Raw genomic sequence first — 22,823 nt, forward strand, 5'->3', positions numbered from 1 at the left:
CAAGCTGCAGGCGCGCGCGGCCCAATCTGGACGAGTATCCAGCTACCCGGCCTCCACGGCGCGCGATAGCGCCGCTGCAGTAGATTGGCCCTACCAAGCGGCTCGTCTACTTGGGCGGGCGCAATTCCGCCACTATGTGCCGGTAGACATAGCGCCCCACAGACCAAAACACGACACACGTCGCCAACACCGCCAAAACGCCCATCACCACAACACTGTCGATATACATAAGCCAGCCTCCTGCACCAATCAGTGCTTAGCTTGACGCTTATGGTCCCCAAAGACCTTGATATGGGTCAATGAAACGCTAGTGAAGCGACGTTTGCAGTCGAGCCACTACCGGTGCAATGTCTCGCTGCCACACGCGCTCATCGACAACGCCCACGTGTTTATAGCGAATAACCCCCTGGGCATCGACGACATAGGTTTCGGGGGCGCCGAAAACCCCTAAATCCAACCCCATTCGCCCATCGGCATCCACAATCGACAGTTCATAGGGGTTGTGCAGATCTTTCAGCCACTTTTTCGCCGCGACCACATCGTCTTTGTAATTAAGGCCGATAATGCGCACGCCTTCGGCTGCTAATTTGTTCAGATAGGGGTGCTCCACACGGCAAGAAATACACCAAGTGGCCCACACGTTTAACAGCGTAACCTGGCCCTTGAAAATACGCTCGTCAACGGGCGCACCATTTTCTGCCAAGGTGGGCAGCGTAAACTGAGGGACTGGTCTATCAATCAAGGCAGACGGCATGGCGTTAGGGTCTAGCTTTAGCCCCTGCCAGAACAGCAGCGCCAAACCGGCAAACACGAGCAATGGCAGAAATAACTTAAGGCGTTGCAAGTGGTACTCCTTCCGCTGTTGTCGATGGGCTAGATGGCTCGATGCGGGACGACACAAAACGGTAGCGCTTATCCCACAGCGTTAGCACACCGGCGATCCCCATGAACAGTGCGCCCAACCAGATCCAGCGCACAAAGGGTTTGATTTGCACGCGCACCGCCCAATCGCCGTTATCCAAGGGCTCGCCCAACGCCACAAAAATATCTCGGAACAGGCCCGCGTCGATGGCCGCCTCCGTCATCAAATTTCCGCCCGACAAGTAGCGGCGCTTTTGCGGTAGCAAATGCGCCACCGGCTCGCCGCGATAAGTTACTTCGACCACGCCCTCGTCCGCGATATAGTTCGGACCGCGCAGCTTGCGCATTTCGATCAGCTCAAAGTGATAGCGGTCGATGTCCAAAGATTGGCCTGCGGCCATGCGCACATCGCGCTCTTCGTTATAGAGCGACACAAAACTGACGCCAATCAAGGTGACCGCCATACCCAAATGGGCCAGGTGCATACTGAAAAAACTCAACGGCAATCGCTGAATGCCCAGCCACAGGCTCGACTGATTGCGCACTTTATTGCGCAGATCCCGTGCCGCTGCCAGCACCATCCAGCTGGCAATGGCCACGGCCACAGCCGCCTGCCAAAGGTAGGGACCGTCTGCAAGTAGCGGCAATGTAGCCCCCAACAGCAGCGCACCGGCGAAGGGCCAGCTCAGCCACTTTAGCAACTTGTGCGCCGGTGTTCGCTTATAATTGGTCAAAGGTCCCACGGCCAATAGCACACACAAGACGCCCATTAGCGGAATAAAAAACGTATTAAAGTACGGCGGGCCCACGGAAATTTTCCCCCACCCTAGGGCGTCGGCAAATAACGGGTATAGCGTGCCCAGCAGCACGGTAAACAGCACCACCACCAACAATACATTGTTGGCCAGCAAGAACCACTCCCGCGACAGTCCCATAAACGACACAGAGCTGCGCACAGCGGGCGCCCGGAAAGCGTACAGGGTCAGCGAACCACCCACTACGATCAACAAAAACGCCAATATAAATAGGCCGCGCTCCGGGTCGGTGGCAAAGGCGTGCACTGACGTCAACACGCCCGAGCGAACTAAAAATGTGCCGAGCAAGCTCAAGGAAAATGTAAAAATAGCGAGAAGTAAGGTCCAGCTTTTAAACACCCCGCGCTTCTCAGTCACGGCTAGCGAGTGCATCAACGCCGTGCCGGCGAGCCAAGGCATAAACGATGCGTTCTCCACCGGGTCCCAAAACCACCAACCGCCCCAGCCCAATTCGTAATAAGCCCACCAGCTGCCGAGGGCAATACCAACGGTTAAAAAAGCCCACGCCAAATTCGTCCATGGCCGAGACCAGCGCGCCCAGGCGCTGTCTAGACGGCCTGAGATCAAGGTGGCAATGGCAAATGCAAAGCTGACGGAAAAGCCCACGTAGCCCATGTACAACATGGGCGGGTGAATAATTAAGCCAAAGTCCTGCAGTAGCGGGTTCAGATCGCTGCCCTCGGCCGGCGCGCCTGGTAATAGTCGATCAAAAGGGTTGGAGGTCAGCAGCGTAAAGCTTAAAAAACCCACGGCCACCATGCCCATAACGGCAAGTACCCGCGCGCGCATGTCCTCGGGCATGTGCGTAGACTTGAGCGCCACTGCCCAAGTCCAAACAGCCAAAATCAACACCCACAACAACAGCGACCCCTCGTGGCCACCCCAGACGGCACTCAACTTGTAGTACCAGGGCAGCAGACTGTTGGAGTTGCTGGCCACATAGGCCACAGAAAAATCGTCAGTGGCAAACGCATAGCTCAAACAAACAAACGCCAACGCCACAAAAACAAACATCCCGGTGGCCATGGACGGCGCCGTGCGCATCCAAAGTCCATTGCCATTGAAGCTCCCCACCAGCGGCACAATTGCCAACAGTAGCGACAAGCCAAAGGCAAGTACCAAGGCAAAATGTCCAATCTCAGGAATCATAAGACATTACTCCGCAGGTTTTTTGGTGCTCGGCGCCCTGATCGGCATTCTGAGCAATAGACTCGGCCACTTCCGGCGGCATGTAATTTTCGTCGTGCTTGGCGAGTACTTCACGGGCCTCAAATACCCCCGCCTTGGTCAATACGCCATTCACCACAACAGCCTCTCCTTCGGCAAATAAATCGGGCAAAATCCCCTGGTATCGCACGCCCACTTCAGCGGTACCGTCGGTGATGCGAAAGTTCACTTTAAGGGATTCCTGATCGCGACGGACACTGCCTGGCACTACACAACCGCCTCCGCGAATGCTTGTCTCAATGGGTGCTTCGCCGTTAACCAGCTTTGATGGCGGGTAAAAGAGATTGAGATTTTCGCGCAACGCAAACACCACCAATCCAATTGCCAGCGAACCGAACACTAGGACAAAGGTCAGTAATAACAGTCGTTGTTTTCTAACAGGGTGCATGGATTACCTCGGAATTAATTCGACGGAGTCGGCGCTGAAGACACCGCCTGTTGTTTGCGCCGCGCCTCATCTATGCGCGCCAAACGTTGTTGTTCTAACAGCGCCTGCCGGTGCGCCCGCAGGGGCCAGACCACCAGACCAATAAATACCGTCAGCGAAATAGCCATTACCGACCAGACGAACACCCCGTGCCCATCCATATACAAAAACGCCTGCAATGAATCAAATTGGAAGGTCATTGTGTGCGCGCCTCCTGCATGGCCTGTACCCACCGGGTTTGGCGCTCGCGGTGTACAATTTCTGCGCGCGTAAACAATATGAGCACCAGGGCATAAAAGCAGTACATTGCCAAAATCATCACTAACAAGGGATAAAACATATCGGGGTGCATACTGGGGGCCGATGTAAATTTAATGGTGGCGGGCTGATGCAACGAGTGCCACCAATCTACCGATTTGTAAATAATGGGAATATTCAGGCTACCAAACAATACCAGCACCGTACTCGCGCCCGCAGCCTGCTGCTGGTTGGAAAAAGACGCCTGCAAGGCCATCACACCCAGGTATAAAAAAAACAACACCAGCATAGAGGTTATACGCGCGTCCCAGACCCAGTAAGTCCCCCAGGTCGGCTTGCCCCAGATCGCCCCGGAAACCAGCGCCAGAAATGTCAGGCCGGCACCCAGCGGGGCCGCCGACTTCATGACCATATCTGCCAGTTTCATTTTCCAGATATACCCAACCGCGCCACTGATGGCCATAATGTAATAGCCCGCCAGCGCCAAAAATGACGCCGGCACATGCACGTAAATGATGCGAAAGCTGTTGCCTTGCTTGTAGTCTACCGGTGCAAAAGCCAGGCCCCACACCAAGCCTGTAGTCATCAACAACACCGTGACGCCCGCCAACCACGGCAGCCAGCGGCCAGTCTTCTCATAAAACCACCGGGGCGATCCCAGGCGATGAAACCATTGCCAATTCACGCTACCAACACCCCTGCGCTAGGAAACTTGTCATGTTATTAACCTTCGTTAGAAATTCGAAGCGCCGCTGCCACCGCAAAGGGCGCCACCGCAATGGCCATCGCTAAAAATGCACCCAGTACAGCCAGCTGGCCCTGGTAGGCAAATCCCGCCACCGCCCGGGTTACACCACTGGCACCAAAAATTAACACCGGGACATAAAAAGGAATAATCACCAGCGAAATTAACAGCCCGCCCGATCGCAACCCCACCGTTAGCGCGGCACCCACAGCACCAATAAAACTCAAACACAGTGTACCGATGCACAGCGTCAACATCAGCGGTAGGTAGCCCGCCGCCGGCAGCGACAGCATCACGCCCAATAAAGGCGATAGCAAGGTTAACGGCAAGCCCGTGGAAAACCAGTGCACCGCAATTTTACTGATCACCAACAACGACAGCGGATGCGGCGAAATTAGCAGCTGCTCTAAGCTGCCGTCCTCCCAATCTGAGCGGAACAGGGTGTCGAGGGAAAGCAGAGTCGCCAACAGCGCCACTATCCAAATCATACCGGGCGCAATGTTCGCTAACTGCTTGGCCTCCGGGCCGATCCCCAAGGGCAGTAGCGCAATAATCAATACGAAAAAGATCATTGGATTGGCCCAGTCACTGCGCGCGCGCAGCGCCAGCGCCAGGTCTTTTTTACACTGCAATCGCAGCGCTTGCCCCAGAGACGGGCTCATTGCACCACCGCCGGCACATAGTCTCCTAGGGACAAGGTCTTAGCCGCAATGCGTAGCGGTTGATGGGACGTTAACAGGATGCAACCATCGCGCGCGGCATGCGCACTTAACTGCTGTTCTAAAGCCGCCACCGCATCTACATCTAACGCGGTAAAAGGTTCATCCAGCACCCACAAAGGCGCGTCCGACAGAGCCAGTCGCGCCAACGCTACGCGCCGTAACTGGCCGGCAGATAAACGAAAACACGGCACGGATTCATATCCGTACAAACCTGTATCCGCCAGCGCTTGCACCAGGGCATTATCGTCGGCCAAGGGGCAATAACAGCGCAAATTCTCTAGGGCAGTAAGGGCTTTTTTCACGCCGGGCTGGTGGCCAATAAATAATAGTGATTGGGCAAACTGGTAGCGGCAGTCCTGCACTGACTGCCCCTGCCAAAGAATACGCCCGCCATATTCACGGGAAATACCGGTGATCTGCCGCAACAGCGAGGTTTTCCCCACCCCATTGGGCCCTTCAACGTGCCAGATCTCGCCCGCGTTGAACTCGGCGCTCAAGCCGGCAAATAGCAGCCGGTGATCGCGTTCACAACTCAAATCCTGTAGCGCTAGCACGTCGTTATCCGTATTGATGGGCCTCGCTGCCCGATGGCAGCCAAACAGCTATAGTTAGGGATGGGCCCACTTACAGGGCACATCGTAAAAAAGTACCGGATTATAACCACCAAGACACCGACATTCACCTGTTACCGGGTGGATTCCGATCCACAGGGGCAGATCATGGGTTCGAGCCTTTCACACTGTGCGTTGATCGACCTTCAGGTGAACGCTGGCTCGGCCGATAACCGAGCGGAACAGCCGCGCCTCGACCGGCGCCGCCGGGCCACCTTTCCGGGAATGATGGACACCCAATGACCGATGTTAAAGCCACACAGGCACAGAGCACGCCACTCGCACAGATCGCGCGCCCCGCACTGGCCCCGGGCGCAGCCCTCTGGGCGCTGGTGACCGAAACCAAACCTTTGGCGCCGGCCTCCAGCCTCTTGGCAGCCGCCCAACAGCATCTGGCAACAGCTACCACTGAAAATTTACGGCCGCTGCTGGGCCAAAGGGCCAAAGCCCTACCCAATGCTGCCTCCCAGCCACCGGCCGCGGCGGCGTCAACAGCACCGCCATCGGACACAACCACTCTGGAGGCGCGCCTACTGGCAAAATTATTGACCGCCCCGCAATTACTGTTGGTACAAGCCCGTATTGGCAACAGCCAACTACCGCTCATTACGGACCAACCCCTAAAACCCGGACAAAGAGTACAGGTACAGGTTGGCGAACGCGGCCTGCAGCTGCTGCCTCAGCCGCCCTCCAGCCAGACCAATCCGAGCAGCCTACCAGAGCAATCTCGACACGCCAGCTCGCCAATGGCGCCGCCCACCACAGCCGCCACGGCGCGCACCATCAATACCCTAAACCCAATACTGTCACCGGCAAACAAAGCCACACTGGCACACGCCCTGCGTCAGGCGCTGCCACGGCAATTACCCCTGACACAACTGCTACCTAAATTGGCCCAACTGCAATCGGCAAGCGCCGCGCTACCATCGCCTGCCGCACAGGCCACCACACAACTGCTGAACACCGTATTGACGCTACCGCCAACCACGCACACAGTGCGCCAGGCGCTGAGCGACGCCGGCCTGTTTACAGAATCCACATTGAGTCGGGCGCTTGCAAGCGCACAAGCGGAGACAGCAACCGTCAATACCGACAGCAAACTCACGCTGTGGCAATTGCTGGCCCACACCTCGGCGAGCCCCAACCCAAAAACCGCCGCCTCGCCGCTGATGCAGCAACTGCTTTCACTTTTGGGCGGCAACCCCGCCAACAATCAGCCGCCGCCCGCAACACCCGCGCTCCAGGCCCTCAAAGAGCTAGGCCAACAATGGCTTGCCAAAATCGTCACGCAACAGCTCAGCCAGTTACTCGACGAGCGCCCCGCCGGCGAAACGCGATTGACTGTGGAGTTACCCGCACGCAACGATCAGCACTGGCTATCGCTGCCGCTACAATTGCATAAATATTGGCAACAACCCGAGGAGGACAATCCACAAGCCGGTAATCGCACCGCCAAGCCGACCATTCCCGTGTGGCAAGTGACACTGAGCCTGCAGCTGGAGCAACTCGGCCAACTGGATGCGCGAGTGCGGTTTATTCAGGGGGAGCTGCATTGCAGCCTGTGGGCGGAACAACCCGAAACCCTAGCGCTGATTGAGGACCAGGCGGCGCAACTCGCAGAAAAAATTCGCGCCCGAGGGCTAAAAGTTAGGTCGATACAATGCCACGCGGGGCGGCTGCCCCAACCCACCAACCAACTCAACAGCCCACTCGTGGATACTCATGCCTGATTTTACGTCCCAAACCGCTACCGAAGCCGCCATTCAGAAAGCCGTTGCACTGTTTTACGATGGCGAACAGGCCCCCAGAGTTGTCGCCAAAGGCGAGCAAGCCCTGGCGCAGGAAATTGTACGCCTTGCGCAGGATCACGACATACCCCTGTGCGACAATACCGAGCTGGTAGAATTACTCATGCAACTGGAGCTCAACGACGAAATACCGGAAGCGCTGTATATCGCGGTGGCACACATTCTGGCCTTTGCCTACGAGCTGCAAGGCAAAACACCGCCACAAACCGACACTTAGTTCGCAAGGAATGGCTATGAACGCATTGATCACGCCGCCACAATTGGCCGCCCAACTGCACACTGACGCACCGACAATCGTACTGGATTGCCGCAACAGCCTAAACGATCCGCAGGCGGGCTTGGCCGAATACACAGCCGCCCACATTCCCAGCGCACACCATCTCGATTTAGCCAGGGATCTGTCCGGTCCCGCGGGTAAGCACGGCGGTCGCCACCCTCTGCCCGACTTCAATGCGCTCGCGCAGAAACTGGCCGGCCTGGGCGCCAACAACGACAGCCATTTCATCGTTTACGACGCCAGTAACGGGTCTTTCGCCTGTCGCGCCTGGTGGTTGCTGCGCCATGGCGGCATCGACAAGGTGAGCTTACTCAACGGGGGCTGGCCCGCGTGGCAGGCGCACAACTTACCCACTGAAGGAGGAACCGCCAGCCCTTCTGCGCCGGCCGGCAAACTGAGCCTTTCGCCTGGGCAAATGCCCACCATTAATCACGCGGAATTATTGGCGCAATGGCCAGCGCTTCAATTGGTCGACTGCCGAGAAGCGCCGCGCTATTTGGGCACAACCGAACCCATCGATCCCATCGCAGGCCATATTCCAGGCGCGCGCAATCTACCCTGGCTGGGCGCCATTGCAGACAGTGGCGAGGTCAAATCTGCCGACGCGCAAATTCAGCGCTGGGAACAAGCGGGACTGACGGAACCGGACAACAACACCGTACTTTATTGCGGTTCCGGCGTGACCGCCTGTGTGAATCTTTTTGCATTGGCACTCGCGGGTAAGACCGCCCGCCTCTACCCTGGCAGCTGGAGCGACTGGTGCAGCTATGTGGACAACAGCCAGTCGCCAGGCAGCAACCGGCAGGCGCGCGTGGCCACTGGCTGAACTGGTTATTCGGGCATTAAACACACACCAGTACCCGCCAGGCCACAATAGCCCGCCGGATTTTTTGCCAGATACTGCTGGTGGTATTCCTCGGCGTAATAAAACGTCGGAGCAGGTGCAATCTCAGTAGTAATTTCCCCCTTGCCCGCCGCTCGCAAGCCCGACTGAAAACTGGCAAAGGTCGCGCGCGCGCGCGCCAACTGCTGGTCGCCATAGGTGTAAATCACCGAGCGGTATTGGGTGCCCAAGTCATTGCCCTGGCGCATACCCTGGGTGGGGTCGTGCACTTCCCAGAACACTTTCAGCAGCGCGTCGTAATCGGTAAGCGCGGGATCGAACACCACTAATACCACCTCTGCGTGACCCGTATCGCCGCTGCATACTTCTTCGTAGGTGGGATTGGGCGTAAAGCCGCCGGCGTAGCCCACGGCCGTGGCATATACACCGGGCTGTTGCCAAAAACGCCGTTCCGCCCCCCAAAAACACCCCAAGCCAAACATGGCCTGCACCAAACCCTCGGGGAATGGCGGCTGAATACCCACCCCATTAACGTAGTGTTTTCCGGTTATTTCCAGGGGCGTCTTGCGCCCGGGGAGCGCGGTGTCTGCCGTTGGCATCTGTGTTTTGCCCATTGCAACCTCTCTGCATTAAGTTTTGGTGTTGATAAAACGACAGCCCTGGCTGCCTACAACTCGCCGGGGAACACTCACAAGACGATTAAGCGGACTCAGCTCACAGTGTAGACTCCGCTTTTTTGTGCGCGTTACACACACCAAGTCTCGGCCGTTGCCCCAAAAAAAAGCCCCGCAAATGCGGGGCTTGGTGCGCGTCGATTAACGCTTGTCTAACGGCACAAAGTCGCGGGAGTTGTAACCTGTGTACAACTGGCGCGGACGGCCAATTTTGTAGGGGTTTGAAATCATTTCGTTCCAGTGGGCAATCCAGCCAACCGTGCGACCGGTGGCAAAAATCACGGTGAACATCTCGGTGGGAATACCGATGGCCTTCATAATGATGCCCGAGTAGAAGTCCACGTTTGGATAGAGTTTCTTCTCGATGAAGTACTCGTCTTCCAAGGCGATTTGCTCCAAGCGCTTGGCGATGGCCAGCAGCGGATCATTTTCCAGACCCAGCTCTGCTAACACTTCGTCGCAGGTCTCCTTCATCACCTTGGCGCGCGGGTCAAAGTTCTTGTACACGCGGTGGCCGAAGCCCATCAAGCGGAATGGATCACTCTTGTCTTTTGCCTTGGCGATGTACTTGTCGATGTTCTCTACAGAGCCAATTTCTTCTAGCATTTCCAGTACCGCCTCGTTGGCGCCACCGTGTGCCGGGCCCCACAAAGTCGCTATGCCCGCCGCCACACAAGCAAAGGGATTAGCGCCCGAGGAGCCCGCCAAACGCACGGTTGATGTGGAGGCATTCTGCTCGTGGTCGGCGTGCAACAGGAAGATTTTGTCCATGGCGCGCGCCAGTACTGGATTCACGTCTGGATCGTCGCACGGCGTACCAAACATCATGTGCAGGAAATTTTCCGAGTAGCCGAGATCGTTGTCGGGGTACATGAACGGCTGACCGATATGATGCTTGTAGCACATGGCCGCCAGAGTGGGCATTTTGGCAATCAAACGGTGCGCTGAAATCAGGCGATGCTCGGGATTATTGATATCCAATGAGTCGTGGTAAAAGGATGACAAAGCACCCACAACACCTACCATAATCGCCATTGGGTGCGCATCGTAGCGGAAGCCGCGGAAGAAGTTAGTAATGGACTCGTGCACCATGGTGTGACGCATGATGGTATCCACAAACTCCTCTTTTTGCTGTGCATTGGGCAGCTCGCCATTCAGCAATAAGTAGCAAGTTTCCAAATAGTCTGACTTATCTGCCAGCTGCTCAATGGGATAGCCGCCGTGCAGCAGTACGCCATTGGCGCCATCGATAAAGGTCAGCTTGGAATCACAAGACGCCGTCGACATAAAGCCGGGATCGTAGGTGAAGTACCCATTGGCCGTTAGGCTGCTGACGTCGATGACGTCTGGACCGGTAGAACCGGAATAAATAGGTAGATCAATGGGGTCGCGCCCCTCTACTACCAGTTGTGCTTTCTTCTCAGCCATCTTGGGACTCCTATATCTGCAAGTTGTAATCGTCTCTTCTTCCGGGGCTTGCATACCCTCTTATATAGCACTAATGGCCGTGAGCGGACTTTAGAGCGGGCACAACTATAAAGTTAAGTTCGTTTTTGTCAAATAGATAGTCGATTATAGATGGCTGCACCAAAACTGGCCCAAACCCAGATTTGGCGCCTGTTTTGGTGCACGCCGAACACAAAGTAACCAAACCGCGCAGCAATCCACCGACCGGAGATTTTACCCGCCGGCCGCAAACGGCCATTTCGGCGAAAGCCCCGTAAAATGGGCACATAAGTGCCGGATTTCGTTTGTAATTTAAATGTCGCATCCTTATAATTTCGCGCGTCTTGCAGGGGGGGTAGCTGGTTAATTACCTCATTGCTACCTATGCTAGAGAGATTGTGCGCTGTGCAGACTTTCTCGAACCGCCCGTTTTATGGGCAAAAAGGTGTGACTTAACGTGAACAAAAACAGACCTGTTAATCTCGACATCTCCACTATTCAACTTCCCATCACTGCTATCGTCTCCATCCTTCACCGCGTTTCTGGCGTCGTCCTATTTGCAGGCGTTGCTGTACTGCTGTGGATGCTGGAAGCCAGCCTGGCGTCCGAGTCTAGCTTTGCCGAAATTAAGGAGCACTTCCAAAGCCCGCTTTGCAAGCTGATCCTGTGGGCCACTCTGGCCGCGCTTGCGTATCACGTGGTCGCAGGCATTCGTCACCTGATTATGGACACCGGCGTGGGCGAGAGCCTGGAAGGTGGTCGGATCGGTGCCAAGATCGCCTTAGCATTGGCCGTCATTATTATAGCTGCACTGGGGGTTTGGATATGGTAACTGCCGTAACGAGTTTTGGCCGCAGCGGCCTGTACGATTGGTTGATTCAGCGCGTAAGCGCCGTGGTCATGGCTGCCTACACCATCTTTTTGGTGGGTTTCATTGTTAACACGCCAGAAATGAGCTTTGAAATTTGGCAGGGGCTGTACAACCAGCTGTGGATGCGCATTTTCACACTGGCCACCCTACTGTCTATTGCTGCACACGCCTGGATCGGCCTGTGGGCTGTATTGACCGACTACCTCACCAACCGCCTGATGGGCGCAAAAGCCACCGTACTGCGGTTAGTTGCGCAAGTGATTCTGGGCGTGGTCACCCTGACCTATGTGGTCTGGGGAATTGAAATTCTGTGGGGAGCTTAATCAATGTCTAATATGCGTACGATTTCATTTGACGGTATCGTCATCGGCGGTGGCGGTGCTGGCATGCGCGCGGCGCTGCAGCTGGCCCAGTCTGGCTACAAAACCGCCGTTATCACCAAAGTATTCCCCACCCGCTCGCACACAGTGTCCGCCCAAGGTGGTATCACCTGTGCCATCGCCAGCTCAGACCCACAGGATGACTGGCGCTGGCACATGTACGACACAGTTAAAGGTTCCGATTACATCGGCGACCAGGACGCCATCGAGTACATGTGTTCCGTGGGTCCAGAAGCCGTATTCGAGCTGGAACACATGGGCCTGCCCTTCTCCCGCACCGAAGAAGGCCGCATCTACCAGCGCCCGTTTGGGGGGCAGTCCAAAGATTTCGGTAAAGGTGGCCAGGCCGCTCGCACCTGCGCCGCGGCTGACCGCACCGGTCACGCCCTGTTGCACACCCTGTACCAGAACAATGTGAAGAACAACACCGTGTTCTTGAACGAGTGGTTCGCGGTAGATTTGGTTAAAAATGCCGACGGCGCTGTGGTAGGCGTAATCGCCATCAACATCGAAGACGGCGAAGTGGTTTACGTGAAATCCAAAGCCACCGTATTTGCCACCGGCGGTGCGGGTCGCATCTACGCCTCTACCACCAACGCCCACATCAATACCGGTGACGGCATTGGCATGGCCCTGCGCGCGGGCTTCCCTGTGCAGGACATCGAAATGTGGCAGTTCCACCCCACCGGAATCGCCGGCGCGGGTGTTCTCGTTACCGAGGGTTGCCGCGGTGAAGGTGGCTATCTGATCAACAAGCACGGCGAGCGCTTCATGGAACGCTACGCGCCCAACGCCAAAGACCTGGCTTCGCGCGACGTTGTAGCCCGCTCCATGGTATTGGAAATTCTGGCCGGCAACGGTTGTGGCGAAGAAGGCGACCACGTATTCCTGAAGCTGGATCACCTGGGCGAAGAAGTGCTGGAAAGCCGCCTGCCGGGTATTTGCGAGCTGTCGCGCACCTTCGCGCACGCGGACCCGGTCAAGGAGCCCATTCCCGTGGTGCCCACCTGTCACTATATGATGGGCGGTATCCCTACAAATGTTCACGGCCAAGCATTGACCCAGGTAGACGGCAAAGATACTGTCATCGACGGTTTCTACGCCTGTGGTGAGGTGGCTTGTGTATCCGTACACGGCGCCAACCGTCTGGGCGGTAACTCGCTCCTGGATCTGGTCGTATTTGGTCGCGCCTCGGGTCTATATATTGAAAAAGCCCTGCGCGAAGGCGTAGAGCACAAAGCGGCTACCGACAGCGACATCGAGCGAGCCATGGCCCGTCTGAACAAGGTCAACACCTCCACTAGCGGTGAAAGCGCCCCGGCGCTGCGCAAGGAGCTGCAAACCATTATGCAGAATCACTTTGGTGTATTCCGCAATGGTGAGTTCATGAAAGAAGGCATCAAAAAGCTGGCGGAACTGCGCCCACGCATTGAAAACGTGGCCATTACCGACAAGAGCAACGCCTTTAACACAGCGCGTATCGAAGCCCTTGAGCTGCAAAACCTGCTGGAAGTGGCCGAGGCAACGGCCATTACCGCCGAAGAGCGCAAAGAATCGCGCGGCGCCCACGCTCGGGAAGATTTCCAAGAGCGCGACGATGCCAACTGGCTGTGCCACTCCATGTTCTTCCCCGTGGATAAGCGCGTCTCCAAGCGCGATGTGAACTTCACGCCGAAAACCATGGAAGCGTTCGAGCCCAAAGCTCGTACTTACTAAGTCTGGGGAATGGTGAATATGTTAAAAGTAGAAATTTATCGCTATAACCCTGAGTCGGACAAAGCCCCTCATATGCAAACCTATGAGGTGGACACCCAGGGCAAAGACTTGATGGTGCTGGACGTACTGGAGCAAATTAAGTCTCAAGATGCATCGCTGGCCTATCGTCGCTCCTGCCGCGAAGGCGTTTGCGGTTCAGATGGCATGAACATCAACGGCAAAAACGGTTTAGCCTGTATCATGCCGCTGTCTGAATGCGTGAAAAACAACAAGCTAGTACTGCGCCCACTGCCCGGCTTACCGGTCATCCGCGATCTGGTCATCGACATGACACAGTTCTACGACCAGTACAAAAAGGTGCAGCCCTACTTGCAAAACGATACACCTGCACCCGCCATTGAGCGTTTGCAGTCACCGGAAGAGCGCGAAAAGCTGGACGGCCTTTACGAGTGCATACTTTGCGCTTGCTGCTCAACCAGCTGCCCATCATTCTGGTGGAACCCAGACAAGTTCATTGGCCCGGCCGGCCTGCTGCAAGCCTACCGCTTCTTGGCAGATAGCCGCGACAATGCAACCGAAGACCGGCTGTCTAAACTGGACGATCCGTTTAGCGTTTTCCGCTGCCACGGTATCCAGAACTGTGTTGCCGTTTGCCCTAAGGGCTTGAACCCAACGCGCGCAATCGGCCACATACGCAATATGTTGTTACAAAGAGCTGTATAAACAGCGGCGGGCAATGCCCGCGCAAGTGTAGTGCCGCACTAACCCCCTGCCCTCGGGCTGGGGGTTAGTCATAAAAAAACACACGCGGCATACCCACCATTCATTGAATGGTCTGAAAAGGTGCGGAACCCAGGTGCAAGACGCCCCAATGGCTCAACAGCCGGTGAAGGTGTTTTACGCCCTACTAAGAAATTATTTGCGCGGCTTGCCGACGCAGGTGAACTAAACAGTGCAGCTCCAAAAGAGACTGCATATGAAACAACTAGTTTTGACGCTAGTAAGTAGCAGGGGTATGTCGGGTAAAACCCGATCTATCTGTGAGAGCGACGATCGACAGTCACTGCTTTCATGGGGTAACCGCTCGATCGGTGGAAACTGATCAGGAAAGCAGGCGCGCCTATGCAAAGCGATTTGCGCGGCGTTGACTCCAGCCCTCACAGCTAGACAATGCCCCATCGACCAGGTGGGTAAAATGCAAGAAAGCATGTTGGAGCTGCTCAGGAAGTCTTCCCATATCTCCGATGGGAATACGGCCTATGTAGAAGATCTTTACGATACCTATTTACACGACCCGAATGCCGTGTCGGAGGAGTGGCGCCGCTATTTTGAGCAGCTGCCCCGCGTCGACGGTGTGGTTGTGCAAGACACCCCTCACTCCGTGATTCGCGAGCACTTTGAACTGCTCGGCAAAAATCGCGCTCGCCCCATCGCCGCACCCGGCTCTGGCGGCGCGAACATTGAACACGAGCGCAAACAGGTCAAGGTGGTTCAGCTGATCAGCTCGTATCGCTTTCGCGGCCACCAGCGCGCCAAGCTAGATCCACTGGGTTTGATGCAACGCGAACACATTCCAGATTTGGAACTCAGCTTCCACGGCTTAACGCCTGCTGATCTCGACACAGTGTTTCAGACCGGGAACCTGTTTATCGGTAAAGATGAAGCGCCGCTGCGCGAAATTATCGACGTGCTGGAAAGAACCTACTGCGGTCACATTGGCCCAGAGATCATGCACATCACCAACTTCGCCGAGAAGCAGTGGTTGCAGCAGCGTCTGGAATCCGCCCGCTCCAAGCCCGCCTACAGCAATGACATTAAGCTCAATATTCTAGAGCGCCTCACCGCGGCCGAAGGACTGGAACGCCATCTGGATTCTAAATACCCCGGCACCAAGCGCTTTGGTCTGGAAGGTGGCGAAGCGATGATTCCGCTGCTCGACGGCCTGGTTAAAAGTGCCGGTGCCCACGGTGCCAAAGAAATCGTACTGGGTATGGCACACCGCGGCCGCTTGAACACACTGGTCAACGTGTTTGGCAAAAAGCCCTCCGAGCTGTTCGAAGAATTTGAAGGCAAGAAGCTGGTTACCACCTCCGGCGACGTGAAATACCACCAGGGCTTTTCATCTAACATCATGACCCCCGGTGGCGAAGTGCACATCGCCATGGCCTTTAACCCCTCGCACCTTGAAATTGTATCGCCCGTGGTTGAAGGCTCTGTACGCGCCCGCCAAGATCGCCGCTCTGACCCAGTGGGCAATAAAGTCGTGCCCATTGTGGTACACGGCGACGCCGCCTTTGCCGGTCAAGGTGTGGTGATGGAAACCTTCCAAATGTCGCAAACGCGCGCTTACAAAACCGGCGGCACGTTGCATGTGGTATTGAACAACCAGGTGGGCTTCACAACCAGTTTCCGCGAAGATGCGCGCTCCACCGAGTACTGCACCGACGTGGCCAAAATGATTGAAACCCCGATCTTCCACGTCAACGCCGATGATCCAGAGGCCGTGATGTTTGTCACACTCTTAGCCATGGATTACCGCTACGAGTTTAAGAAAGATGTCGTGATTGATCTGGTGGGTTACCGCCGTCGCGGCCACAACGAGACCGACGAACCCTCGGCTACGCAGCCGTTGATGTACAAAAAGATTCGCAGCCACAAGTCCAGCCGCACGCTTTACGCCGAGCATTTAGTTAAAGAAGGTGTACTCACCGAAGCGCAGGCGCAAGCCATGGCAGACGAATACCGCGCGGCGCTCGATCGCGGCGAACACGTGGCCAGCGGCCTGGTGAGCGAGCCGGATAAGTCATTATTTGTGGACTGGACACCCTACATTGGCCACGACTGGACCGCCGAGGGCGACACCCGCGTAGATATCAAACGCCTGCAGCAAATTGCGCAAAAAACCTGCGCAATTCCCGACGGTGTCGTGGTGCAACGGCAGGTATCTAAGATTTACGAAGACCGTAAGAAAATGGCGAGCGGCGCCCTGCCCATTAATTGGGGCATGGCCGAAACCTTGGCTTACGCCACCATTCTGGAAGATGGCATCCGAGTGCGCCTAACCGGTCAGGACGTGGGTCGCGGCACCTTCTCGCACCGCCACGCCGTGGTACACAGCCAAAAAGATGCCTCGCGCTATGTGCCCTTGCAAAATCTTTCGGAAGACCAGCCACCCTTCGACATCTTTGACTCGCTATTGTCAGAGGAAGCCGTGCTGGCCTTTGAGTACGGTTATGCCACCACCACGCCCAACGCACTCGTCATCTGGGAAGCCCAGTTTGGTGACTTTGCCAACGGTGCGCAGGTGGTTATCGATCAGTTCATTACCTCGGGCGAGCACAAGTGGGGCCGTTTGTGTGGCTTAACTATGTTGCTGCCGCACGGTTACGAAGGCCAAGGTCCTGAACACTCTTCGGCGCGACTCGAGCGCTTTATGCAGTTGTGCGCCGAACACAATATTCAAATCTGTATCCCCACCACGCCGGCGCAGGTTTTCCACATGCTCCGTCGTCAGGCCGTGCGCCCCATGCGCCGCCCGCTGGTGGTCATGAGCCCCAAATGGATTCTGCGCCACAAGCTGGCCACCTCCACGCTGGAAGAGCTGGCCAATGGCCACTTCCACAATGTGCTGGCCGACACCACAGTCAACCCCAAAAAGGTGAAGCGTGTGGTCTTGTGCTCTGGCAAGGTGTACTACCACCTGCTGGAAGCTCGCATGGAGCGCGGACAAGAAGATGTGGCACTGGTACGACTGGAACAGCTCTATCCCTTCCCCGAAGAGGAGCTGGTGGCTGCCCTGAAACCCTACGGCAAGTTAACTGACTATGTCTGGTGTCAGGAAGAGCCCATGAACCAGGGTGCCTGGTATTCCAGCCAGCATCACATGCGCCGGGTAATTGCTAACATTTCACCCAAAGCGTACCTGAACTTCGCCGGTCGCGAAGCCTCAGCAGCGCCAGCAGCGGGTTATATGTCTACGCACCTGGAAGAACAGAACCGTTTCATCGACGACGCGCTAACCGTTAAGTAACCGTCGCTTACAGATTTGGCCAAGGCTAAGGATCAAAGACAATGAGTATCGAAATCAAAGCACCGCAGTTCCCCGAGTCAGTCCCCGATGGCACCATCGCCACCTGGCATAAAAAAGCTGGCGAAGCCGTTAGCCGCGATGAGCTGATTGTGGACATCGAAACCGACAAAGTGGTGCTGGAAGTGGTAGCGCCTGCCGACGGCGTATTAGTTGAAATCGTAAAAGACGAAGGCGACACTATTCTCAGCAACGAAGTCATCGCACGGCTCGAAGAAGGCGCTGCACCCAGTGCCGACAGTGCACCCAAGCAAGAAGCAGCCGTAGCACCGGCCGCTGCAGCCAGTGGCAGTGACGAAAAACTCGTCAATCCATCTGCCCGCAAAATGGCGAGCGAAAACAACGTCAATGTGGGCGCCGTCGAAGGCTCGGGCAAAGGCGGTCGCGTCACCAAAGGCGATGTGATCGATCACCTGAAAGGCGGCTCGGCACCGGCTGCCCCCGCCCCGGCCGCAGCACCGGCCAGCAACAGTGGCGCCGTTGAAATGCCTGCCGGCGAGCGCACCGAAAAACGCGTACCTATGTCGCGCATGCGCGCGCGCATTGCCGAGCGCCTGCTGGAAGCCAGCCAATCCACAGCCATGCTCACCACATTTAACGAAGTGGACATGGGCCCCGTGATGGAGCTGCGCAAAAAGTACAAGGATCAGTTCGAAAAATCCCACAATGGCACCCGCTTGGGTTTCATGGGCTTTTTCGTTAAAGCCGCCGCCGAAGCGCTGCGTCGCTTCCCCGCTGTAAACGCCTCCATCGACGGTAACGACGTGGTTTACCACGGCTATCAGGATATTGGTGTAGCGGTCTCCACCGAGAAGGGCCTGGTGGTACCGGTACTGCGCAACACGGAACACATGGGCCTGGCCGATGTGGAAAACACCATTCGCGACTTTGGCTTGCGCGCGCGCGATGGCAAGCTGGGCATGAACGACATGATGGGCGGCACCTTCACAATTACCAATGGCGGCGTGTTCGGCTCGCTCATGTCTACCCCCATTCTGAACCCCCCGCAAACCGCCATTTTGGGTATGCATAAGATCCAAGAGCGCCCCATGGCCGTGAACGGTAAAGTAGAAATTCGCCCCATGATGTACCTGGCACTGTCATACGATCATCGCCTCATTGATGGTAAAGATGCGGTACAGTTCCTGGTAGCCATCAAAGACATGATTGAAGACCCGGCCCGCATCCTGCTGGAAATTTAATCCTCTGCTGCACACCTTTTTTCGGGGGCAACAGCCCCCTACACTTTTAGAATTGAGGACAAAACATGTCTGACAAATTTGACGTAATCGTGATCGGTTCCGGCCCTGCAGGTTATGTTGCTGCCATTCGCGCCGCGCAACTGGGTTTGAAAACCGCCTGTATCGAAAAGTGGCAAAACGCCGAAGGTAAAGGCGTCAATGGCGGCACCTGCCTGAACGTGGGCTGCATTCCCTCCAAGGCGCTGCTAGACAGCTCTTACAAATACCACGAAGCCAAAGAAGACCTGGGCATTCACGGTATCAGCACCAAAGACGTAAAAATTGACGTGCCCTCCATGATCGCCCGCAAAGCGGCCATCGTGAAGCAGCTGACCGGCGGCATTGCCGGCCTGTTCAAGGCCAACGGCGTCACCTCTTTTTACGGCACCGGTAAATTACTGGCCAACCGCGTGGTCGAAGTGACTGATTTTGAAGGTAAGGTGCAAACCCTGTCCGCCGACAACGTCATTTTGGCCTCTGGCTCTATCCCCGTGAATATTCCCGTAGCACCTGTGGACAACGACGTGATCCTGGACTCCACGGGCGCCCTGGAAATCGACAGCGTACCCGAGCGGCTGGGCGTGATTGGCGCCGGCGTGATCGGTTTGGAACTCGGCTCTGTGTGGAACCGCTTGGGTTCCAAAGTGGTGCTGTTAGAGGCCATGCCCAACTTCCTGGCCATGATGGACCAGCAAATTGCCAAAGAATCCAAGAAAATTCTGGAAAAACAGGGCCTGGATATTCGCCTGAATTGCCGGGTTACCGGTAGCGAAGTGACCGGTAAAGGCAAGAAGAAAACCGTTACCGTGACCTTCACCGACGCCGATGGCAACGAGCAGAAAGAAGTGTTCGACAAGCTGATCGTCTGTGTAGGCCGCCGCCCCTTCACCCAGAACCTGCTGTCGGCCGACAGTGGCGTCAACCTGGACGAGCGCGGCTTCATCTATGTCAATGACCTGTGTTCTACCTCGGCACCCGGTGTATGGGCCATTGGCGACGTGGTGCGCGGCCCCATGCTGGCCCACAAAGGCAGTGAAGAAGGCGTGGTGGTTGCCGAGCGTATCGCTGGCCAAAAGAGCATAGTGAACTACGATATTATCCCCAACGTTATTTATACCCACCCAGAAGTGGCATCGGTGGGTAAAACCGAAGAGCAGCTGAAGTCGGAAGGCGAACCCTACAACGTAGGTGTTTTCCCCTTCGCCGCCAGCGGTCGCGCCATGGCCGCCAACGAAACCGGCGGGATGGTGAAAATTCTGGCGCACGCCGACACAGATCGCGTGTTGGGTGCCCACATTGTTGGTCCGTCTGCTGCCGATTTGGTGCAGCAGGTTGCCATCGCCATGGAATTCGGCTCCTCCGCCGAAGACATTGGCATGACTATTTTTGGTCACCCGACTCTGTCCGAGGCGGTTAAAGAAGCGGCCCTGGCGGCGAATGGTCACGCCATTCACATCGCCAACCGCAAAAAGCGCAAATAATAACAATACGGCGTAAACGCCTCACACGAGGCACATCAGGGGGTCAGCCAGGCGTAGCGGCTGACCATCACAGGTACAGCGTATTGTGGTTATGACGGGGCCAATGCCCCATCCAACAAACGCACAAAGTGGAACGACATCATGAATTTGCATGAGTATCAGGCAAAGCAGTTGTTTGCCGAGTACGGTCTCCCGGTATCCAAGGGCGTAGCTGCGGCTACACCTGCCGAGGCTGTTGCCGCAGCCGCCGAGATCGGTGGTGACAAATGGGTAGTTAAAGCACAGGTTCACGCCGGTGGCCGCGGTAAAGCGGGCGGCGTAAAGCTGGTCAGCACCAAGCAGGAAATCGAAGATTTCGCCAAAAAATGGCTGGGCAACAACCTGGTGACCTACCAGACTGACGAAAACGGCCAGCCCGTATCGCGCATTCTGGTTGAATCCTGCACCGACATCGCCCAAGAGTTGTACCTGGGTGCAGTGGTTGACCGCGCAACCCGTCGCATCGTGTTCATGGCCTCTACCGAAGGTGGTGTAGAGATCGAGAAGGTGGCCGAAGAGACGCCCGAGAAAATCCTGAAGGCCGTCATCGACCCGCTGGTGGGCGCTCAGCCCTACCAAGCGCGCGACCTGGCCTTCCAGTTGGGCCTGAACGCGGCCCAGGTGAAGCAATTCACCAAGATCTTCTTAGGTCTGGCCAAAATGTTCCAGGACTTCGACTTCGCCCTGCTGGAAATCAACCCGCTGGTGATCACCGAAGAAGGCAACCTGCACTGCCTGGACGGCAAGATTAATATCGATGGCAACGCGCTGTATCGCCAGCCCAAGATCAAAGAAATGCACGACCCTTCGCAGGAAGACGAGCGCGAAGCCCATGCCGCCAAGTGGGAGCTGAACTACGTGGCCCTCGATGGCAACATTGGCTGTATGGTGAACGGCGCAGGCCTGGCCATGGGCACCATGGACATCGTGAAACTACACGGCGGCAAGCCCGCTAACTTCCTGGATGTAGGCGGCGGCGCCACCAAGGAGCGCGTAATCGAAGCGTTCAAGATCATCCTGTCCGACGACGCAGTAGAAGCTGTACTAATCAACATCTTCGGCGGCATCGTGCGCTGTGACATGATCGCCGAAGGCGTGATTGGTGCAGTGAAAGAAGTGGGCGTTAAAGTGCCCGTGGTTGTGCGCCTTGAAGGTAACAACGCAGACTTGGGTGCCAAGGTACTGAGCGAAAGCGGTTTGAACATCATCGCCGCTACCAGCCTGACCGATGCTGCACAGCAAGTAGTTAAAGCGGCGGGAGGCAAGTAATGAGCGTTTTAATCAATAAAAACACCAAGGTAATCTGCCAGGGTTTCACCGGCGCACAGGGTACATTCCACTCTGAGCAAGCCATTGCCTACGGCACCAAAATGGTTGGCGGCGTAACGCCCGGCAAAGGCGGCCAGACTCACCTGGGCCTGCCCGTGTTCAACACCGTGCGCGAAGCCGTAGAAGCCACTGGCGCCGAAGCCTCTGTGATCTACGTACCTGCAGCCTTCTGCAAGGATTCCATCCTGGAAGCGGCCAACGCCGGCATCAAGCTGATCGTGTGCATTACCGAAGGCATTCCTACCCTGGACATGCTGGAAGCGAAAGTGGTTGTGGATCAGTTGGGCGTGACCTTGATTGGCCCCAACTGCCCCGGCGTCATTACCCCCGGCGAGTGCAAGATCGGCATCATGCCCGGTCACATTCACCTGCCAGGTAAAGTAGGTATCGTGTCGCGTTCCGGCACCCTCACCTACGAAGCCGTTAAGCAAACCACCGATTACGGCTTCGGCCAGTCCACTTGCGTGGGCATCGGCGGCGACCCTATTCCCGGTTCTAACTTCATCGACATCCTGAAGTTGTTCCAGGAAGACCCCGCCACTGAAGCAATTGTCATGATCGGCGAAATTGGTGGTAGCGCGGAAGAAGAAGCCGCCGCTTACATCAAGGCCAACGTCACCAAGCCTGTGGTGTCTTACATTGCCGGTGTTACCGCACCTGCTGGTAAGCGCATGGGCCACGCAGGCGCCATCATCGCCGGTGGTAAAGGCACCGCCGACGAGAAGTTCGCAGCCCTGGAAGATGCCGGTGTGAAGACTGTACGCAGTCTGGCCGACATTGGTGCTGCATTGAAAGAAATCACTGGCTGGTAGTCTCCGCCATATTTCTGTCACAAAAGGGCCGCATTGCGGCCCTTTTGTTTATCTGCCTCCCCCCGTCGCTGGCCTCGTCCATCTGGCGTCTTAATTATCTTCAAGTTTTCAGTCAAGTGCCGATATCTTGCATATACTTTTAACGTATCTGG

At 56.3% G+C, this 22,823-nt stretch carries 23 protein-coding genes; 14 read left to right on the top strand and 9 right to left on the bottom strand.

Annotated features, from left to right (window positions below; all coding sequences use genetic code 11):
• Positions 1-265: hypothetical protein (locus ACW8F6_RS13620; protein ID WP_491576425.1), on the top strand; the 265-nt coding region annotated here is incomplete at its 5' end.
• Positions 266-307: 42 nt separating this feature from the next.
• On the opposite strand, the gene ACW8F6_RS13625 is transcribed toward ACW8F6_RS13620, so the two are convergent.
• From ACW8F6_RS13625 to ccmA, 7 genes are read right to left on the bottom strand one after another with little or no spacing between them, the layout of a single operon-like run.
• On the bottom strand, positions 308-844 hold the full coding sequence (locus ACW8F6_RS13625) for a DsbE family thiol:disulfide interchange protein (RefSeq protein WP_491576426.1): 537 nt from the start codon (positions 842-844) through the stop codon (positions 308-310).
• The gene (locus tag ACW8F6_RS13630; RefSeq protein ID WP_491576427.1) at positions 831-2,825 is read right to left on the bottom strand and encodes a heme lyase CcmF/NrfE family subunit; all 1,995 of its coding nucleotides are present in this window, start codon (positions 2,823-2,825) and stop codon (positions 831-833) included. The genes ACW8F6_RS13625 and ACW8F6_RS13630 overlap by 14 nt, the downstream gene beginning before the upstream one ends.
• The gene (gene ccmE / locus ACW8F6_RS13635) at positions 2,815-3,291 is read right to left on the bottom strand and encodes a cytochrome c maturation protein CcmE (RefSeq protein WP_491576428.1); all 477 of its coding nucleotides are present in this window, start codon (positions 3,289-3,291) and stop codon (positions 2,815-2,817) included. Before ccmE ends, ACW8F6_RS13630 begins: the two co-directional genes overlap by 11 nt.
• Positions 3,292-3,305: 14 nt before the next feature.
• On the bottom strand, positions 3,306-3,530 hold the full coding sequence (gene ccmD / locus ACW8F6_RS13640) for a heme exporter protein CcmD (protein ID WP_491576429.1): 225 nt from the start codon (positions 3,528-3,530) through the stop codon (positions 3,306-3,308).
• Entirely contained in the window at positions 3,527-4,273 is a 747-nt protein-coding gene (locus ACW8F6_RS13645; protein WP_491576430.1) for a heme ABC transporter permease, read from the bottom strand. The genes ccmD and ACW8F6_RS13645 overlap by 4 nt, the downstream gene beginning before the upstream one ends.
• 38 nt (positions 4,274-4,311) lie before the next feature.
• Entirely contained in the window at positions 4,312-4,995 is a 684-nt protein-coding gene (ccmB, locus tag ACW8F6_RS13650) for a heme exporter protein CcmB (protein ID WP_491576431.1), read from the bottom strand.
• Positions 4,992-5,609: a cytochrome c biogenesis heme-transporting ATPase CcmA gene (gene ccmA, locus ACW8F6_RS13655; RefSeq protein ID WP_491576432.1), complete on the bottom strand. Its 618-nt coding sequence runs from the start codon at positions 5,607-5,609 to the stop codon at positions 4,992-4,994. The genes ccmB and ccmA overlap by 4 nt, the downstream gene beginning before the upstream one ends.
• 165 nt (positions 5,610-5,774) lie before the next feature.
• On the opposite strand from ccmA, the gene ACW8F6_RS13660 reads away from it, so the two are divergent.
• From ACW8F6_RS13660 to ACW8F6_RS13675, 4 genes are read left to right on the top strand one after another with little or no spacing between them, the layout of a single operon-like run.
• Positions 5,775-5,909, top strand: a complete 135-nt coding sequence (locus ACW8F6_RS13660) for a hypothetical protein (protein ID WP_491576433.1) — start codon at positions 5,775-5,777, stop codon at positions 5,907-5,909.
• A complete protein-coding gene (gene fliK / locus ACW8F6_RS13665; RefSeq protein WP_491576434.1) occupies positions 5,906-7,396 on the top strand; it encodes a flagellar hook-length control protein FliK in 1,491 nt (496 codons plus the stop codon). Before ACW8F6_RS13660 ends, fliK begins: the two co-directional genes overlap by 4 nt.
• Positions 7,389-7,691, top strand: a complete 303-nt coding sequence (locus tag ACW8F6_RS13670) for an EscU/YscU/HrcU family type III secretion system export apparatus switch protein (RefSeq protein ID WP_491576435.1) — start codon at positions 7,389-7,391, stop codon at positions 7,689-7,691. Before fliK ends, ACW8F6_RS13670 begins: the two co-directional genes overlap by 8 nt.
• A 16-nt stretch (positions 7,692-7,707) precedes the next feature.
• On the top strand, positions 7,708-8,577 hold the full coding sequence (locus ACW8F6_RS13675; RefSeq protein WP_491576436.1) for a sulfurtransferase: 870 nt from the start codon (positions 7,708-7,710) through the stop codon (positions 8,575-8,577).
• A 5-nt stretch (positions 8,578-8,582) separates the two neighbouring features.
• Here the strand turns inward: ACW8F6_RS13675 and msrA are convergent, their stop codons facing one another.
• Positions 8,583-9,209: a peptide-methionine (S)-S-oxide reductase MsrA gene (gene msrA / locus ACW8F6_RS13680; RefSeq protein WP_491576437.1), complete on the bottom strand. Its 627-nt coding sequence runs from the start codon at positions 9,207-9,209 to the stop codon at positions 8,583-8,585.
• Positions 9,210-9,410: 201 nt separating this feature from the next.
• Entirely contained in the window at positions 9,411-10,697 is a 1,287-nt protein-coding gene (gltA, locus tag ACW8F6_RS13685; protein ID WP_491576438.1) for a citrate synthase, read from the bottom strand.
• Positions 10,698-11,172: 475 nt separating this feature from the next.
• Here gltA and sdhC point away from each other — a divergent pair, with 475 nt between their 5' ends.
• The 9 genes from sdhC to sucD all read left to right on the top strand — a co-directional run bounded on the left by sdhC (position 11,173) and on the right by sucD (position 22,671).
• Positions 11,173-11,547: a succinate dehydrogenase, cytochrome b556 subunit gene (sdhC, locus tag ACW8F6_RS13690; RefSeq protein WP_491576439.1), complete on the top strand. Its 375-nt coding sequence runs from the start codon at positions 11,173-11,175 to the stop codon at positions 11,545-11,547.
• Positions 11,541-11,909, top strand: a complete 369-nt coding sequence (sdhD, locus tag ACW8F6_RS13695) for a succinate dehydrogenase, hydrophobic membrane anchor protein (protein ID WP_491576440.1) — start codon at positions 11,541-11,543, stop codon at positions 11,907-11,909. The genes sdhC and sdhD overlap by 7 nt, the downstream gene beginning before the upstream one ends.
• 3 nt (positions 11,910-11,912) lie before the next feature.
• The gene (gene sdhA, locus ACW8F6_RS13700; RefSeq protein ID WP_491576441.1) at positions 11,913-13,682 is read left to right on the top strand and encodes a succinate dehydrogenase flavoprotein subunit; all 1,770 of its coding nucleotides are present in this window, start codon (positions 11,913-11,915) and stop codon (positions 13,680-13,682) included.
• Between the two features lie 18 nt (positions 13,683-13,700).
• Positions 13,701-14,405 (top strand): succinate dehydrogenase iron-sulfur subunit, encoded by a 705-nt coding sequence (locus ACW8F6_RS13705; RefSeq protein WP_491576442.1) that lies wholly within the window; start codon positions 13,701-13,703, stop codon positions 14,403-14,405.
• A 472-nt stretch (positions 14,406-14,877) separates the two neighbouring features.
• Positions 14,878-17,712: a 2-oxoglutarate dehydrogenase E1 component gene (locus ACW8F6_RS13710; protein WP_491576443.1), complete on the top strand. Its 2,835-nt coding sequence runs from the start codon at positions 14,878-14,880 to the stop codon at positions 17,710-17,712.
• Positions 17,713-17,753: 41 nt separating this feature from the next.
• Positions 17,754-18,971, top strand: coding sequence for a 2-oxoglutarate dehydrogenase complex dihydrolipoyllysine-residue succinyltransferase (gene odhB, locus ACW8F6_RS13715; protein ID WP_491576444.1), 1,218 nt, complete (start codon positions 17,754-17,756; stop codon positions 18,969-18,971).
• 65 nt (positions 18,972-19,036) lie between these two features.
• Positions 19,037-20,491 carry a dihydrolipoyl dehydrogenase gene (gene lpdA / locus ACW8F6_RS13720; RefSeq protein WP_491576445.1) on the top strand — a complete coding sequence of 485 codons (1,455 nt, stop codon included), beginning with the start codon at positions 19,037-19,039 and terminating at the stop codon, positions 20,489-20,491.
• 141 nt (positions 20,492-20,632) lie between these two features.
• Positions 20,633-21,799 carry an ADP-forming succinate--CoA ligase subunit beta gene (sucC, locus tag ACW8F6_RS13725; RefSeq protein WP_491576446.1) on the top strand — a complete coding sequence of 389 codons (1,167 nt, stop codon included), beginning with the start codon at positions 20,633-20,635 and terminating at the stop codon, positions 21,797-21,799.
• Positions 21,799-22,671 (top strand): succinate--CoA ligase subunit alpha, encoded by an 873-nt coding sequence (gene sucD / locus ACW8F6_RS13730; RefSeq protein WP_491576447.1) that lies wholly within the window; start codon positions 21,799-21,801, stop codon positions 22,669-22,671. The genes sucC and sucD overlap by 1 nt, the downstream gene beginning before the upstream one ends.
• Positions 22,672-22,823 lie beyond the last annotated feature (152 nt).

Source organism: Simiduia sp. (assembly GCF_058345725.1).

What these genes read in the sequence shown, in the direction of transcription:
- sucC (WP_491576446.1), top strand. Translation starts at nt 20,633, where the DNA reads ATGAATTTGCATGAGTATCAGGCAAAGCAGTTGTTTGCCGAGTACGGT.
- fliK (WP_491576434.1), top strand. Translation starts at nt 5,906, where the DNA reads ATGACCGATGTTAAAGCCACACAGGCACAGAGCACGCCACTCGCACAG.
- ACW8F6_RS13675 (WP_491576436.1), top strand. Translation starts at nt 7,708, where the DNA reads ATGAACGCATTGATCACGCCGCCACAATTGGCCGCCCAACTGCACACT.
- ACW8F6_RS13670 (WP_491576435.1), top strand. Translation starts at nt 7,389, where the DNA reads ATGCCTGATTTTACGTCCCAAACCGCTACCGAAGCCGCCATTCAGAAA.
- odhB (WP_491576444.1), top strand. Translation starts at nt 17,754, where the DNA reads ATGAGTATCGAAATCAAAGCACCGCAGTTCCCCGAGTCAGTCCCCGAT.
- msrA (WP_491576437.1), bottom strand. Translation starts at nt 9,209, where the DNA reads ATGGGCAAAACACAGATGCCAACGGCAGACACCGCGCTCCCCGGGCGC.
- ACW8F6_RS13630 (WP_491576427.1), bottom strand. Translation starts at nt 2,825, where the DNA reads ATGATTCCTGAGATTGGACATTTTGCCTTGGTACTTGCCTTTGGCTTG.
- lpdA (WP_491576445.1), top strand. Translation starts at nt 19,037, where the DNA reads ATGTCTGACAAATTTGACGTAATCGTGATCGGTTCCGGCCCTGCAGGT.
- ccmB (WP_491576431.1), bottom strand. Translation starts at nt 4,995, where the DNA reads ATGAGCCCGTCTCTGGGGCAAGCGCTGCGATTGCAGTGTAAAAAAGAC.
- ccmD (WP_491576429.1), bottom strand. Translation starts at nt 3,530, where the DNA reads ATGACCTTCCAATTTGATTCATTGCAGGCGTTTTTGTATATGGATGGG.
- sucD (WP_491576447.1), top strand. Translation starts at nt 21,799, where the DNA reads ATGAGCGTTTTAATCAATAAAAACACCAAGGTAATCTGCCAGGGTTTC.
- ACW8F6_RS13660 (WP_491576433.1), top strand. Translation starts at nt 5,775, where the DNA reads ATGGGTTCGAGCCTTTCACACTGTGCGTTGATCGACCTTCAGGTGAAC.
- sdhA (WP_491576441.1), top strand. Translation starts at nt 11,913, where the DNA reads ATGTCTAATATGCGTACGATTTCATTTGACGGTATCGTCATCGGCGGT.
- ccmE (WP_491576428.1), bottom strand. Translation starts at nt 3,291, where the DNA reads ATGCACCCTGTTAGAAAACAACGACTGTTATTACTGACCTTTGTCCTA.
- sdhD (WP_491576440.1), top strand. Translation starts at nt 11,541, where the DNA reads ATGGTAACTGCCGTAACGAGTTTTGGCCGCAGCGGCCTGTACGATTGG.
- gltA (WP_491576438.1), bottom strand. Translation starts at nt 10,697, where the DNA reads ATGGCTGAGAAGAAAGCACAACTGGTAGTAGAGGGGCGCGACCCCATT.
- ACW8F6_RS13710 (WP_491576443.1), top strand. Translation starts at nt 14,878, where the DNA reads ATGCAAGAAAGCATGTTGGAGCTGCTCAGGAAGTCTTCCCATATCTCC.
- ACW8F6_RS13705 (WP_491576442.1), top strand. Translation starts at nt 13,701, where the DNA reads ATGTTAAAAGTAGAAATTTATCGCTATAACCCTGAGTCGGACAAAGCC.